This is a genomic window from Methylocystis sp. Uni0008 (assembly GCF_056838045.1).
This window is the reverse complement of the sequence record NZ_CM166370.1, coordinates 920,968-934,194: the sequence shown is the minus strand read 5'-3', so window position 1 is coordinate 934,194 and position 13,227 is coordinate 920,968. Positions and strand designations below refer to the sequence as shown.

General features: G+C 65.5%; 10 protein-coding genes and 1 pseudogene. 4 read left to right on the top strand and 7 right to left on the bottom strand.

From position 1 onward, the window contains the following. Positions 1–53: 53 nt before the first annotated feature. Genes AC0X69_RS04630 through AC0X69_RS04615 form a run of 4 tightly spaced genes read right to left on the bottom strand, consistent with a single transcriptional unit; the run spans position 54 to position 5,245 of the window. Entirely contained in the window at positions 54–1,118 is a 1,065-nt protein-coding gene (locus tag AC0X69_RS04630) for a quinone-dependent dihydroorotate dehydrogenase (RefSeq protein WP_482611743.1), read from the bottom strand. Beyond that, positions 1,115–1,459, bottom strand: coding sequence for a DUF952 domain-containing protein (locus AC0X69_RS04625; protein WP_482611741.1), 345 nt, complete (start codon positions 1,457–1,459; stop codon positions 1,115–1,117). Before AC0X69_RS04625 ends, AC0X69_RS04630 begins: the two co-directional genes overlap by 4 nt. Before the next feature lie 31 nt (positions 1,460–1,490). Further along, positions 1,491–3,719: a glucans biosynthesis glucosyltransferase MdoH gene (gene mdoH / locus AC0X69_RS04620; protein WP_482611739.1), complete on the bottom strand. Its 2,229-nt coding sequence runs from the start codon at positions 3,717–3,719 to the stop codon at positions 1,491–1,493. Continuing rightward, complete coding sequence (locus AC0X69_RS04615) at positions 3,707–5,245, bottom strand: OpgD/OpgG family glucan biosynthesis protein (RefSeq protein ID WP_482611737.1); 1,539 nt, start codon at positions 5,243–5,245, stop codon at positions 3,707–3,709. Before AC0X69_RS04615 ends, mdoH begins: the two co-directional genes overlap by 13 nt. Before the next feature lie 240 nt (positions 5,246–5,485). Here AC0X69_RS04615 and glmU point away from each other — a divergent pair, with 240 nt between their 5' ends. Both glmU and glmS read left to right on the top strand, forming a co-directional pair. After that, the gene (gene glmU / locus AC0X69_RS04610) at positions 5,486–6,847 is read left to right on the top strand and encodes a bifunctional UDP-N-acetylglucosamine diphosphorylase/glucosamine-1-phosphate N-acetyltransferase GlmU (protein ID WP_482611735.1); all 1,362 of its coding nucleotides are present in this window, start codon (positions 5,486–5,488) and stop codon (positions 6,845–6,847) included. Positions 6,848–6,928: 81 nt separating this feature from the next. After that, positions 6,929–8,758, top strand: a complete 1,830-nt coding sequence (gene glmS, locus AC0X69_RS04605; protein WP_482611733.1) for a glutamine--fructose-6-phosphate transaminase (isomerizing) — start codon at positions 6,929–6,931, stop codon at positions 8,756–8,758. Positions 8,759–8,763: 5 nt separating this feature from the next. Here the strand turns inward: glmS and AC0X69_RS04600 are convergent, their stop codons facing one another. Next, positions 8,764–9,261, bottom strand: coding sequence for a hypothetical protein (locus tag AC0X69_RS04600; protein WP_482613465.1), 498 nt, complete (start codon positions 9,259–9,261; stop codon positions 8,764–8,766). A gap of 706 nt (positions 9,262–9,967) precedes the next feature. After that, positions 9,968–10,135, bottom strand: a pseudogene (locus tag AC0X69_RS04595) (NAD(P)-binding protein); the annotation flags it as partial. 333 nt (positions 10,136–10,468) lie between these two features. Between AC0X69_RS04595 and AC0X69_RS04590 the strand changes: the two are divergent. Together AC0X69_RS04590 and AC0X69_RS04585 are read left to right on the top strand one after the other, a co-directional pair. Then, entirely contained in the window at positions 10,469–11,293 is an 825-nt protein-coding gene (locus AC0X69_RS04590) for an ABC transporter permease (protein WP_482611731.1), read from the top strand. Further along, positions 11,283–12,044 carry an ABC transporter ATP-binding protein gene (locus tag AC0X69_RS04585; protein ID WP_482611729.1) on the top strand — a complete coding sequence of 254 codons (762 nt, stop codon included), beginning with the start codon at positions 11,283–11,285 and terminating at the stop codon, positions 12,042–12,044. Before AC0X69_RS04590 ends, AC0X69_RS04585 begins: the two co-directional genes overlap by 11 nt. On the opposite strand, the gene AC0X69_RS04580 is transcribed toward AC0X69_RS04585, so the two are convergent. Further along, positions 12,023–13,192 carry an LptF/LptG family permease gene (locus AC0X69_RS04580; RefSeq protein ID WP_482611727.1) on the bottom strand — a complete coding sequence of 390 codons (1,170 nt, stop codon included), beginning with the start codon at positions 13,190–13,192 and terminating at the stop codon, positions 12,023–12,025. The genes AC0X69_RS04585 and AC0X69_RS04580 overlap by 22 nt on opposite strands. Positions 13,193–13,227: the final 35 nt, after the last annotated feature.

The window sequence follows — 13,227 nt, the reverse complement described above, 5'->3', positions numbered from 1 at the left end:
AGCATCGCGTGCCCCTATTTGGAAGACGACGCGTTAGGCTCGCGGCCGAGCGATCATTGCGTGCGACAGAATGTCGTTGCGCGCTTGCCGATCCTATTTGTCAGCGCATCTTTGTCGCGCGCGAGCATGTCAAGGAACCCGCGCTTGATGCGCGCGACGAGGCTCGGCCCTTCATAGACGAGCGCCGAATAAAGCTGCACCAGCGTCGCGCCGGCTTCGATCTTGGCGCGCGCCGCTTCCGCGCTGTCGACGCCCCCGACGCCAATCAGCGGGAACTGTCCTTCAACGCGCAAAAATGTTTGCGCGAGCATGCGCGTCGAGAGATCGAACAGCGGCGCGCCTGAGAGGCCGCCGCTCTCCTTCGCAAAATGCGAGCGCAGCGTTGCGGGGCGCGAGATCGTCGTGTTCGACACGATCATGCCGTCGATGCGCTGATCGCGCGCGACGCGCACGATTCTGTCGAGCTGCGCGAGCGAGAGATCCGGCGCGATTTTAAGGAGCAGGGGACGCCTCACGCGCGCGCCGTCACGCGCTTCGATCACGCGCGCGAGAAGTTCGGAGAGCGCTTCGGGCTCCTGCAGGTCGCGCAGGCCCGGCGTATTCGGCGAACTGACGTTGATCGTGAAATAGCTGGCGACTTCGGCGAAGGCGCGCACGCCCGCGACATAGTCCGCGACTCGATCTGTCGCGTCCTTATTGGCGCCGACGTTGACGCCGAGGATTCCTCCCTGAGTTCGGCGCTCCAGACGCGCCAGCGCGGGCGCATGGCCGTCATTGTTGAAGCCGTAACGATTGATGACGGCGTGGTCTTCGACGAGACGGAAGGCGCGCGGACGCGCATTGCCGGGCTGCGCGCGCGGCGTCAGCGTCCCGACTTCGACGAAGCCGAATCCGAAGCCGAGCATCGCATCAGGGACTTCAGCATTCTTGTCGAAGCCTGCGGCAAGGCCGATCGGGTTGGGAAAGTCGAGGCCGAAGGCCGAAACGGCGAGAAGCGCGTCGTCCGGCTTCGGCGCGCGAGCAGGCAGCAGTTTCAGCGCCGCGATCGTTGCGCGATGCGCCGTTTCGGCGTCGAGCAGGCGTAAGAGCGGCGACGCGATCGCGAAGGCATCCGTCATTTGCGGAGGCTGGAAAAATCGTGCCGTCCGTCCGCGCCAAGACGCAGCGGTTCGACGCGCGCCACCGCATCGAAAGAAAGCGGCGCGTAAAGATGCGGGAAGAGCGCGCCGCCGCGCGAAACCTCCCATTTGAGCGCGTCGCCGAGCGCGGCAGGGTCCACGCAGACGAGCAGCAGGTCGGTTTGACCGGCGAAATATTTCGCGGCCGTTTCCTCAACCTGATCCGCAGCAGAAAAATGGATGAAGCCGTCGGCGAGATCGACGGCCGCGCCGGCAAAAACGCCCGACGCCTCAGCCGCGCGCCAATCAGATTGCGAAACGATCTTGTAGATAGGCGTCAAGAGCCGGCCAGCCTCCCGTTTCAGGCCGCGGTCATTCGGCGGCGCGCACCGGCCGCTGCGCAGCGGCCGCGAGCGCCGCTCGACGCGGCAGACGCGCGATCATGCCGATGAGTGCGCGATCGGAGAGCGCCACCAGCCGTTCGCCGCGATTGAGCCAGGCGATCGCGTCCTCGATGGTCTCCGCGTCGGCGATCTTGGCTTCCGCCAGCGCCCGGTCGGCGCTGATCTGGCCCCGCTGCCTGGAACGGCGCGTCGGGAGCCAGTTTTCATGCAGCGCGCGCAATTCGGGATCTGCGTGAATGGCGAGCAGACCGTTGACGTCGTCTTCGTCCGCCCGCGCCAGCGCCTTGGAGAGCGCCTTGCCGCGCTTGGCGATCGGCGGCGTCGTCGTTTCCTCGGGAGTCGTCAGCACGCCGGCGCGGCGAAACACGAGGCCGAGCCAACGCTGGCTGGTCGCCCAGGAAATGAAGATCGCGAGCACGAGGCCGGCGATCGTCGGCGACATCCAGGCGACGAGCGAAGGCGAAATCAACATGCCGGCGATGAGGCTCAAGAGGCCCAGCGCCACATGCCAGACATGGCGACGGACGATGTCGGTGAACGGCACCGAGCCGTCGTCCCGCCGCTGGGGATCCCAACCGGTGTCGAAGCCGAAGACGATATGCAGCACGTGGCCGGTCTGGATCAGCATCATGATCGGCGCCAGCAGCGCCGACAGCACGACTTCGAAAAGCGTCGAGATCAGCAGCATGATCACGCCGCCCGAACCTTTGCGGGTTTCGGGCTCGTTAATGGCGACGATCAGGCCGAACAGCTTGGGGGCGAGCAGAATGCCCATCGTCAGTCCGAACAGTTCGAGCGAGCGCTCGGCGTCGAACCGCGGGAAGGTGGGAAAGAGCGCGAACTCGCCGGTAAAATACTCCGGCCGGAAATAGCTCGCCTGAAAGACGATCACGATGCCGATGAGCAGTTGCAGCAGCCACAGCGGCGAGGTCAGATAGCCGAAAATGCCGGTGAGGAAATGCTGCCGCGACGCCCAGTGGAAGCCTTTGCCCACGAGGACTCGCGAATGCTGCAGATTGCCCTGACACCAGCGACGGTCGCGGATCGACAGGTCGATCAGCGAGGGCGGGCTTTCCTCATAGGAGCCGCCGAGCGTCGGCATCATGTAGACGGCGTAGCCGGCGCGGCGAATGAGCGCCGCCTCGACGAAATCATGGCTGAGGATATGGCCGCCCCAGGGCGGCCGGCCGCGCAGGTCGGGCAGACCGCAGTGCTTCGCAAAGGCTTCCGTGCGGATGATCGCGTTATGCCCCCAGTAATTGCCGTCGCGGCCCATCCAGGCCGATAGTCCCATCGCAATGACCGGGCCGTAGATGCGCGCGGCGAATTGCTGGACGCGGGCGAAGAGGGTATTGCGATTGATGATGAGCGGCAGCGTCTGGATGATGCCGCTGTCGGGATCGGCCTCCATGGCGGCGGCGAGCTGCACGATGGTCGGGCCGCTCATCAGGCTGTCCGCGTCGAGCACCACCATGTGCTTGTAGGCGCCGCCCCAGCGCGAGACGAAATCCTCGATATTGCCGGCCTTGCGCCCGGTGTTCTTTTCGCGGCGGCGGTAGAAGATGCGCGCCTGCGGGCCGAGCCGGCGGCGGATGCCGATGAAGGCGCGCTCTTCGGCGACCCAGATGTCGGGATTGGTCGTGTCTGAGAGGAAAAACCAGTCGAAATGCGCGCCAAGGCCGGTCGCCTGCACGTCTTCGTAGATGGTCTGCAAGGCGGCGAAGACGCGGCTCGGCGCCTCGTTATAGATCGGCATCACGACGGCCGTCGTCTCGGCGAGCGCCGACGGCAGAGGCGGGCGCCGACGGTGGCGCATCAGCAACGCGAAGCCCACGACGCAGCTTGCGAAGGACAGCGCGATCCAGGAGAAGTTGAGGACGAACAGCCCCAGCAGCGCCCACTTCAACGTCGTCACCCCGCCGACGTCGATGACCTTGTACATTTCGTGGGCGCCGTAGGCGGTCAGCGCAAAACCGCCGCCGAAGGTCACCAGCCGGGCGGACCACGGCGTGCGCCACAGCCAGGGCGCTTCGGTCTTGCGCCGCTGCCTTTTGTCGAATTTGAACAGGTTTTGCGCCGGCATCGACAGCCGGTTCTCGATCGGCGTTGGCGGCGCGGCCGCGGCATCGGCCTGCGCAGTCCGCCACTCGCTTGCCTGCGGCGGTTCGTCTGAGGCGGCGAAGTTCACGACGTCCATCTGTAGAGCCAGGTCTCGCTGATTGGGCGCTCGTCCGACTGCAGAACGAGCCGAAGCTCGCAATAGTTCTCGCCGGCGGGGTCGACGTCGAAGGCGACGCGGCAGGACTTCGCCGACGGATTTAGATAGGTCCGAATATTGGTCGCCAATCCCGGGGATGTCGTCAACGCCGCTTTCAGCTGCGCCGTGCGTTGCGGATCGGCGAACACGTCGCCGGAAAAAACGACAATAAAACGGCGGAGCTTGCCGCCCGGCGCGCGGCCCGAGCGCGCGCTCCTGGCGATCGCCAGCGGCGGCCGCGTGGGCGGCTCCCAGCACCAGAACTGCCGGTAGGCGAAAGCCGTCTCCTTGCCGCCGGCGAGAGCCGTCTTGGGCCGCCAATAGGCGACGATATTGGCGTTGACTTCGGACTCCGATGGGATCTCGACGAGCTGCAGGGCGCCTTCGCCCCATTCCCCGAGCGGTTCGATCCACAGCGACGGGCGGCGCTCCCAATGCTGCTGGTCGTCCTCATAGTCGTCGATGTCGCGCTGCCGCATCAGCGCGCCGAAGCCTTGCGGCTTGTCGTCGACGAAGGAGGAAAACTGCAGAATTTCGCGGTTCGACACGGGCCGCCAGAGCCACTCGCCCTGGCCTGTGAGCATCTGAATGCCGTTGATGTCCGCCACCATCGGACGGTAATCGTCGGACTTGGGGCGATCGAGGGGCGTAAAGAACGAGGTCGCAGCAAAGCTCGCGAGCCCGAAATGATCGACCGCGGTGCGCGGATAGAGCGTCAGTTCAGTGTCGATGAGGGTCGCTTCGCCCGGCCGCAACGTAAAGCGATAGACGCCGGCGACGCTGGGCGAGTCGAGCAGCGCATGGATGACGAGCGCCTGGTCGCCAAGCGCCGGCTTTTCGATCCAGAAGCTGCGGAAGGCGGGAAATTCCTCTCCGCGCGGATCGGCGGTGCGAATTGAAAGCCCCCGCGCCGTAACGCCGAGATTCTGTCCCTTGGCGACGGCGCGATAGAAGCTTGCGCCCTGGAATATGGCGAGTTCCGCCTCCGCGCCGCCATTTTGGGCGTGAAGGACCCGAAAGCCCGAAAAGCTGAGGTCGGGAAGCGCCTCGGGGATGTTCAGCGCGCCATAGTCAAAGCGGCTCGACTCGTAAGGCAGCCGCGCGGCGGCGCCGTTCTCGACGAGATAGATGTCGACCGCCGCCGCAAAAATATGGCCGCGGTGAAGCGGCTCGATGCAGAAACCCGTATTGTCATGGCGCCAAATCGCGGCGTCCGGCTTCGTCTTGATCCCTACGAATTGTTCGTAGGAGAGATTGGCGAAGGGCTCGGGCAGGTCGGTCCGCGGCGGGGTATACGGCTTCGTGGCCAGCGCGCGGGCGAGTTCGACGACCATGTCGCGCGAGAATGGCGCAGCCTTTTGAATCGTCGAGGGCGCCTGGCCAGCGGCTCCCGCATTTGACGGCGGGACGAACCCCGCCGCGATTGCGCCCAAGCCCGCTTTCAACACATCTCGACGTTCAAACATGAGCTACCAAGGAGGCCGATCCGCGCGGCCCAGAATGGGCGATTCAGCGTTTTTACGCCGCGGGCGACAGCCCCTCTATACAAGAAAGCTAGGGAGACAAAATGGTTTTCTTGGCGGTTTTTGAGGGCTGCGCGCGAAAGCCGCGGCGGCTTGCGCTCCGCCGCGCGAATCTGCCAGAACCCCGGCCTGAGCAGGCCCGTTCGCCGGCTCTTTGCGCAACGACTAGCCTCTGGGCGCCTGATGCCGACAGAAAGAAGCGCGCTCGCGATCGTCCTCGCCGCCGGTGAAGGCACAAGGATGAAATCCGACCGTCCGAAGGCGCTGCACGAAGTCGCCGGGCGCTCGATGCTTGGCAATGTGCTGTCGAGCGCCATGGCGGCGGGCGTCGGCCGCGTCGCCGTCATCGTCGGGCCGGACCGCGACGACGTCGGCGCGGAGGCGCGCCGCTTTGTCCCTGAGGCGGAAATCTTCGTGCAGAGCGAAAGGCGCGGCACGGCGCATGCCGTTCTCGCCGCCCGCCACGCCATCGCCAAAGGCGGCGACGACCTCCTTGTGCTCTTCGCCGATACGCCGCTCGTGACCGCGCCGACGATCGGCGCGCTGCGGGCCGCGCTGGCGGGGGGCGCAGCCGTCGCGGTGCTGGGTTTTGAAGCCGCTGACCCCTTCGGCTATGGGCGGCTGTTGCGTGACGCCGCCGGCCGCCTCGTGGCGATCCGCGAGGAAAAGGATGCAAGCGCGGAAGAGCGCGCCGTCAGGCTCTGCAACGGCGGTCTTATGGCCATAGACGGCGCTTGCGCGCTGCGTCTGCTCGAGAAGATCGACGACAAGAACGCCAAGGGCGAGTTCTACCTCACCGACGTGGTGGAGCTCGCGCGCGCGGACGGACGCGACGCCACAGTAGTCATCGCCGACGAAACCGAAGTGCTCGGCGTCAACGATCGACTTCAGCTTGCGCAGGCGGAGGCCGTCGCGCAGGCGCGTCTTCGCCGCGCCGCCATGGCGAGAGGCGCGACGATGATCGCGCCGGAAACGGTTTTTCTTGCGGCGGACACCGTGATCGGCCGCGATGTCGTGATCGAGCCGCATGTCGTCATCGGGCCGGGCGTTGAGATCGGCGACGGCGCCGCGATCCACGCCTTCTCGCATCTCGAAGGCGCGCGCGTCGGCGAAGGCGCGACGGTCGGCCCCTTTGCCCGACTGCGTCCGGGCGCGGCTTTGGCGGAAAAAGCCAAGGTGGGGAATTTCGTCGAGATCAAGAACGCCAATGTCGCGCGAGGCGCCAAGGTCAATCACCTGACCTACATCGGCGACGCCGATATCGGCGCGAACGCCAACATCGGCGCAGGAACCATCACCTGCAATTACGACGGCTTTCTCAAATATCGCACCACGATTGGCGACAACGCCTTCATCGGCTCCAATTCATCCCTTGTCGCGCCGGTGACGATCGGGCAGGGCGCCTATGTCGGCTCTGGCTCAGTCATCACCAAAGATGTCGCGCCAGACGCGCTCGCCGTGGCCCGCGGGCGGCAGATGGAGAAGGCGGGCTGGGCGGCGAGCTTCCGCGAAACGCAGGCCGCGAAAAAGTCCAAAAAGGGGTGACATCGGGTTTTGCGCCTATTCATCCAAGTTCACCTCATCGCTTTGGCGGCGCTCTTGCTATAAATCGCTTTGGAGGGCGTCATGTGCGGCATTGTGGGAATTATTGGAACAGGTCCGGTCGCCGGGAAAATCGTCGAATCGCTCAAGCGTCTCGAATATCGAGGCTATGATTCCGCCGGAATCGCCACTCTGGAGAACGGTAGGCTCACCCGCGTGCGGGCGAGCGGCAAGCTCAAGAATCTGGAAGAAAAACTCGCGAGCGCGCCGCTTTCCGGCGCGGTCGGCATCGGCCACACGCGCTGGGCGACCCATGGCAGGCCCACCGAAAACAACGCCCACCCGCACGCCAATGACCGCGTCGCGGTGGTTCATAATGGCATCATCGAGAACTTTCGCGAGCTGCGCGCCGAACTGACCGCGAAAGGCCACATCTTCTCGACCGAGACCGATTCCGAGGCTGTCGCGCATCTCGTGGCCGAAGAGCTGCGCAACGGCGCGACGCCGGAGGCGGCCGTAGCGGCGGCGTTGAAGCGGCTCAAGGGGGCTTTCGCGCTCGCCTTTCTCTTCGAGGGCGAAGACGATCTTCTGATCGGCGCACGGCGCGGATCGCCGCTCGCCGTCGGCTGGAGCGACGAAGGCGCCTATCTCGGCTCCGACGCCTTGGCGCTCGCGCCATTCGCGACGTCCATCGCCTATCTCGACGAGGGCGACTGGGTGACGCTCACGCGCGAAGGCGCGCGCTTCCACGACGCCAATGACAATCTCGTCGAGCGGCGCTTCCAGCCGTTGCTCGGCGGATCCTTGCTGGTCGACAAGGGCAACTACCGCCATTTCATGGCGAAGGAGATTCACGAGCAGCCGGAGGTCGTCGGTCGAACGCTGGCGCATTATCTCGATCTCGCCGAGGGCGTCGTTCGCTTGCCCTTCGAGCTCAAATTCGACCCGCAGGCCCTCTCGCGCGTGACGATTTCCGCCTGCGGCACGGCCTATTACGCCGGCCTCGTGGCGCGCTACTGGCTGGAGCGCTTCGCCCGCCTTTCGGTCGACATCGATATCGCGTCCGAATTTCGCTATCGCGAGGCGCCGCTGCCCGAGAACGGATTGACTATTCTCGTCTCGCAGTCCGGCGAGACCGCCGATACGCTAGCGGCCCTGCGCTACGCCCGCGAGCAGGGCCAGCACATTCTCTCGATCGTCAACGTCGAAACTTCGACGATCGCCCGCGAGAGCGACACTGTCGCGCAGACCTTGGCGGGCCCGGAGATCGGCGTCGCCTCGACGAAGGCTTTCACCTGCCAGCTGGCGGTGTTCGCCTGTCTTGCGCTTGCCCTCGGACGGGCCCGCGGCGTGCTGAGCAAGGAACGCGAACGCGAACTCGTCGCCGAACTCGTCGCCGCGCCGGGGCAGATGGCGCAGACGCTTGCGCGCGAGGCGCAGATCGAACCCGTGGCGCGCGACGTGGCGCGAGCCTCCAGCGTGCTCTATCTCGGCCGCGGACCGGCTTTCCCGCTGGCGCTGGAAGGCGCGCTGAAGCTGAAAGAACTCTCTTACATCCACGCAGAGGGCTATGCGGCGGGCGAACTGAAGCATGGGCCGATCGCGCTCATCGACTACGCCATGCCGGTGATCGTCCTCGCGCCGCCCGACGCGAGCCTGGAGAAGACCGTCTCTAATCTCCAGGAAGTCGCCGCGCGTGGCGGACATCTGATTCTCATCGGCTCGCCGCACGCGCGGGACGCCGCGGCCGCGGACCTCGCCGGCTTCATCGAGATGCCGGAAAGCGTCGCGGGCCCGTTCGCGGTCATTGTCTACGCCGTTCCCGCGCAGCTTCTCGCCTATCATGTCGCGACTTTCATGGGCAAAGACGTCGATCAGCCGCGAAATCTCGCAAAAAGCGTGACCGTGGAGTAGGGCGTTCAGCCCTTCTGGATGATGTCGCCGGCGCTGAGCGCCTCAACGATGGCGCTCTCGACAGCCGGCATGCCCTGTCCGTCGGAATGGGCGAGCAGCACATTGCCGAAGCGCTTGGGCAGCGCGCGCATGGTCGCGACGATCCCCGGCGCGGCGATGAGGTGGTGATGCCCCCAGCGCGTCAGCCGCACCTCCGCGAGCCGCGCCCTGCCGAACGCCTCCGGCATGAAGCGCCGCAATTCTTCCACGATCGGCGCGGCGAAGCCGGCGCGGTCGCTCGCCAGCAGGCGCGCGCGGCCAGCGCGCGGATCGCGAAACGGCGCGTAGACCGTCAGAACGCTGTGGTCCCTCGGTCGCTCGCCGGCAGGCAGGATCCTCGTCGCGCTGATCGCGTCGCTGAAGCACTCCGCCCCGAGCGCCCAGCTGTCGTAGGGCAGGTCCGGCGGCGGTCCCTCGAAACAGCAGTTGGCGACGAGATAGCTCCCCTGCCGGAGTCGGGTCATTTGCTCCGTGACGGCGGGATCGACGCCGCGCAGAACACGGCCGGCGAAAAAGTAAGGCGCGGCGACGACTGCCCCAGCGCGCCTCGAGACAGCGGGGCTCGTCCGGGCGTTGCGGGTCGAACCAGCCTATCCGGGCATAGCCGCCTTCGGCCGGCTCGACGGCGTAAACCGCGGCGCCCTTGAGGATCCGCCCTTCGCCTGCATGTGATATGCGCGCCGCCATGGCGCGGACGATCGCCGCGTTGCCGCCCCGAAAGGCGTAGATCGGCGCGTTGATCTCCGACAGGAAATTGACCCCCGCATAAGCTGAGATCTGCGCCGCGGGCGCGCCGAGCGCCGAAAGGCAGTAGGCGTCGAGCAGGCGAAAGAGCTCGGCGTCGATCTGCTCGCGCGCGAGGAAATCGAGGAGCGACAGCCGGTCCAGGGCAAGCGCCGGCTCGGATGCATTTGCGATCGGAATCTTGGGGAAGTCCGGGCTCGCGCTTAGCCGGCGCAAGAGCGCCTTCAGCCGCTCGTATGCGGCGCGCCCTTCTCCGTCCCGCGGATCGCCTGCGCCGGCCGCGCCGGTCAGCACCCGATCGACCGGTGCGCTGACTGGGCGGGGGACGAGGCCGAGCGACTCGTAAAACTGGCCGAAGCCACCATCAGTTTCAGCGATATAGGCGGAGCCGAGGGCATAATCGACATCGCGCCAGCGCCCGGATTTGGCGACGCCGCCGGGCTCCGACTCGCGCTCCAGCACGAGCAGGTCGCGGTCCTTGAGCAGCGCCGCGACGGCGAGTCCCGCTATTCCGGCGCCGATGACGGCGACGTCGACGCGTCGCTCTGGCGGGGGCGGCGCAGCGCGCCAGAGGCCGTCGCGGATCGCGTGCATTGGCGCGAAACTGTCGCCTGTCCATTCGCCCAGCAGGTAGCGGAGCTCTTGCGCCGCTCCCGTCTCGGGCAGGACGAACTGCGTTCCCAGAGCGGCGAGGCCGGCGATCGCCTCGCGACGAGTCAGCATGGCCGATTGCGGGGGCGGAGCGCCCGATAATCCCTTCCGTCCGGCCAGGGTTGAGCGCCGCCATTGACATGAGGCAGGCTGAACTGGTCTATGCGGGCGACGCCGCGCCCGGCGCGAAGCGCTCGATCGGCGCATGATCCTGTCTCAGGGACACCTCGCGCTTTTTCGAGAGCATGTTCCAGACCTGAAAGGACGCGCCGACACTTGCTCGCCTCGATCCCTCCCGTATATGTCGCGCCCTTCGAACGAGCCTGGCGTAATCGGGAGCTTATCCGCGCCGTCGTGCGGCGCGAGTTTATTTCCAGATTTCGCGGTTCGGCGCTCGGACCTCTCTGGGCGGTGCTCTCGCCGCTCATCATGCTGCTCACCTACACGGCGCTGTTCTCGGTGACCGTTCCGCAGCTTTCCGCAGGCATGAGCGTCACCGATTATGCAAGCTCGATCTTTATCGGGCTGATCGTCTTCAATCTGTTCAGCGAACTTGCCTATCGGGCGCCCATGCTTCTGCACGAGCATGTCAACTTCGTGAAGAAGTCGATTTTCCCCAGCGAAACCATCGCCTGGACGGCGACCATTCGCGCGTTCACCTATGGCGGCGTGGCCTTCGCGGTCTACATCGTCTTTCGCTTGCTGACGGCGGGAACGATCCCCCTGACGATCGTCCTCACGCCGTTTTTGGTCGCGCCCTTCTTCCTCTTCGTTCTGGGAATCGTCTGGTTCCTGATGGCGCTGGGCGCGTTCACGCGCGACGTCGCCCATATCATGGCGTCCATCGTGCCGGTGCTCATGTTCGCGACGCCGATCTTCTATCGCCTTGATCAAATCGCGGCGATGTCGGGGTCGGTCGCATTGTGGCTGCGGCTCAACATCGTCGGCGACTACATCGAGATGCTGCGCGGGCTCGCGCTTGATGGAACGGTTCCAAACGTCTTCGGCTATCTCGCGCTTGTCGCGGTCTCCTATGCCGTGTTCCTTGGCGGCTATCAGTTCTTCATGCGTTACAAATCGGTCATCGTCGATGTCATCTGAGCCCTCAATCCGCTGCGTCGGCGTCGGCAAGGCGTTTCAGCTCTATTCGCATCAGAATGATCAGCTGAAGCAGATCCTGTTCGGCCTGTGGAAGAAGTTCTACAGGGACAAATGGGTGCTCCACGACGTCAATTTCACGGTAGAGAGAGGTGAGCGCGTCGGAATCGTCGGGCGCAACGGCGCCGGCAAGACGACGCTCCTGCAGATCCTGTGCGGCATCACCCAGCCGACCAAAGGCGACTTCAGGGTCGCCGGCCGGATCGCGCCCATTCTGGCGCTCGGGTCGGGCTTCGACGGCCTGCTGACGGGACGCGAAAACGCCCGCATCGGCGCGGCGATTCTGGGGCTCTCGCGCAGGGAGGTCGACGCCTGCATTGACGACATCGCCGCCTTCGCCGACATCGGGCCCTTCTTTGAACAGCCGATGCGCACGTATTCGATGGGCATGATCGCGCGCGTCGCTTTCGCGATCTGCGCCCACGCCAAGGCGGACGTGCTCATCGTCGACGAGGCGCTATCGGTGGGCGACGAGATTTTTCAGCGCAAGTGCGAAAAATACATCGCTGAATTCGCAAGGACCGGCACCATTCTGATGGTCTCGCACGACCTCAATTTTCTCGCTACGCTTTGCAACCGCGTGCTCTGGCTCGAAGGCGGCGTCGTGCGCGAGATCGGCGATCCGGCCAAGGTGATCGCCGACTACCGTCGCGCGATGCTTGCCGAAGAGGGTCAGGCGAGCGGCGTCGCGTAGGCGTCCGGCGCGCCGGTCGACGCGCGCAGTCCGAAAAGTGGCCTCGGTTTGGGGCTCCAGTTGAGCCGCGCGATAAGCCATACCGATACGCCGACTTCCGCGAGCGCCAGCGCGGCGAGCAGCAAAATGAACAGTCCGTTGATGCGCAGCAGCGATTCAAGCGCGACAAGAAAGCCGATGTGAACGGCTGGAATCGCGATCGTGGTGAGGCCCCCCGCCGCGCCGCGCCGGCCGGTGATGTTCCCGAACGTCAGGACGAGCGCCATCGCGAGCAGCGTATGCGCGACGGCGAGCGCTGGAACGCCGAAGCGCTTCGCGGCCTCCGCGGTCCACTCTCCGAGCTGGCGCGGATCGCGCCTGGCCGACGCGTAATTGACGAGAAAATCGCCGGCGGACAGTTCGTAGACGCCTTTCCAGCCTCGGTCGGGCAGCGCAGAGCTGCCCTGCATCGGCAGGGCCATGGCGTATTCGTCGAAATTGGCGATGCGCACTTCGCCGCTGTTCAATGAGCGCGTCTGAATGCTGCCATTGGAGAGCGCGACGATGACGCCCGACTCGTTGCGCCGGAATTCGGCGCGCGCGGCGGTCACCGTCTCTTCCTGCATCTTTTCGATTGAAAGCTGGCGCACGAACAAATTGACCGCGAGGTCAGGCGTCTCCCAGCGCTCGATGTAGAGCGTCTTCACGCCATTATCGAACGTGTAGAAATGCGCGGCGTCGAGCATGCGATGGTTGAGCGAATTGCGCACGACGTTGAGGACGTCCTGCATGCCGCTCGAATAATAGGGCGCCGCGAAATTGGCGAGCAGATAGCCGATGACCACGACGCCGGCGGCCAGGACCAGCGCCGGGCGGCAGATCGCCCAGACGGAAAGGCGCAGCGCATATAGAACGGCGATCATGCCTTCGCCGGCCATGCGGCCAAACTCGAGCGCGGTGGCGACGCCGATCGCCATCGGCAGGGTCACATAAGCCACAGTCGGGGTCACCCCGATCATCGCCGGGATGACGAGGCCGCCGCGCACCGCGGCGGGCGGCAGCTGGTAAAGGAGATAGGACAGGACGACGGGAATGGAGAGCGCGAACTGCACGACGAGCACGCCATAGCCGATGCGCTTGAAGAGATAGAGGAACAGCAGGCGCGGCATGGCGGCGCGTCCGCGCTATCGCTCTAAGGCGTTTC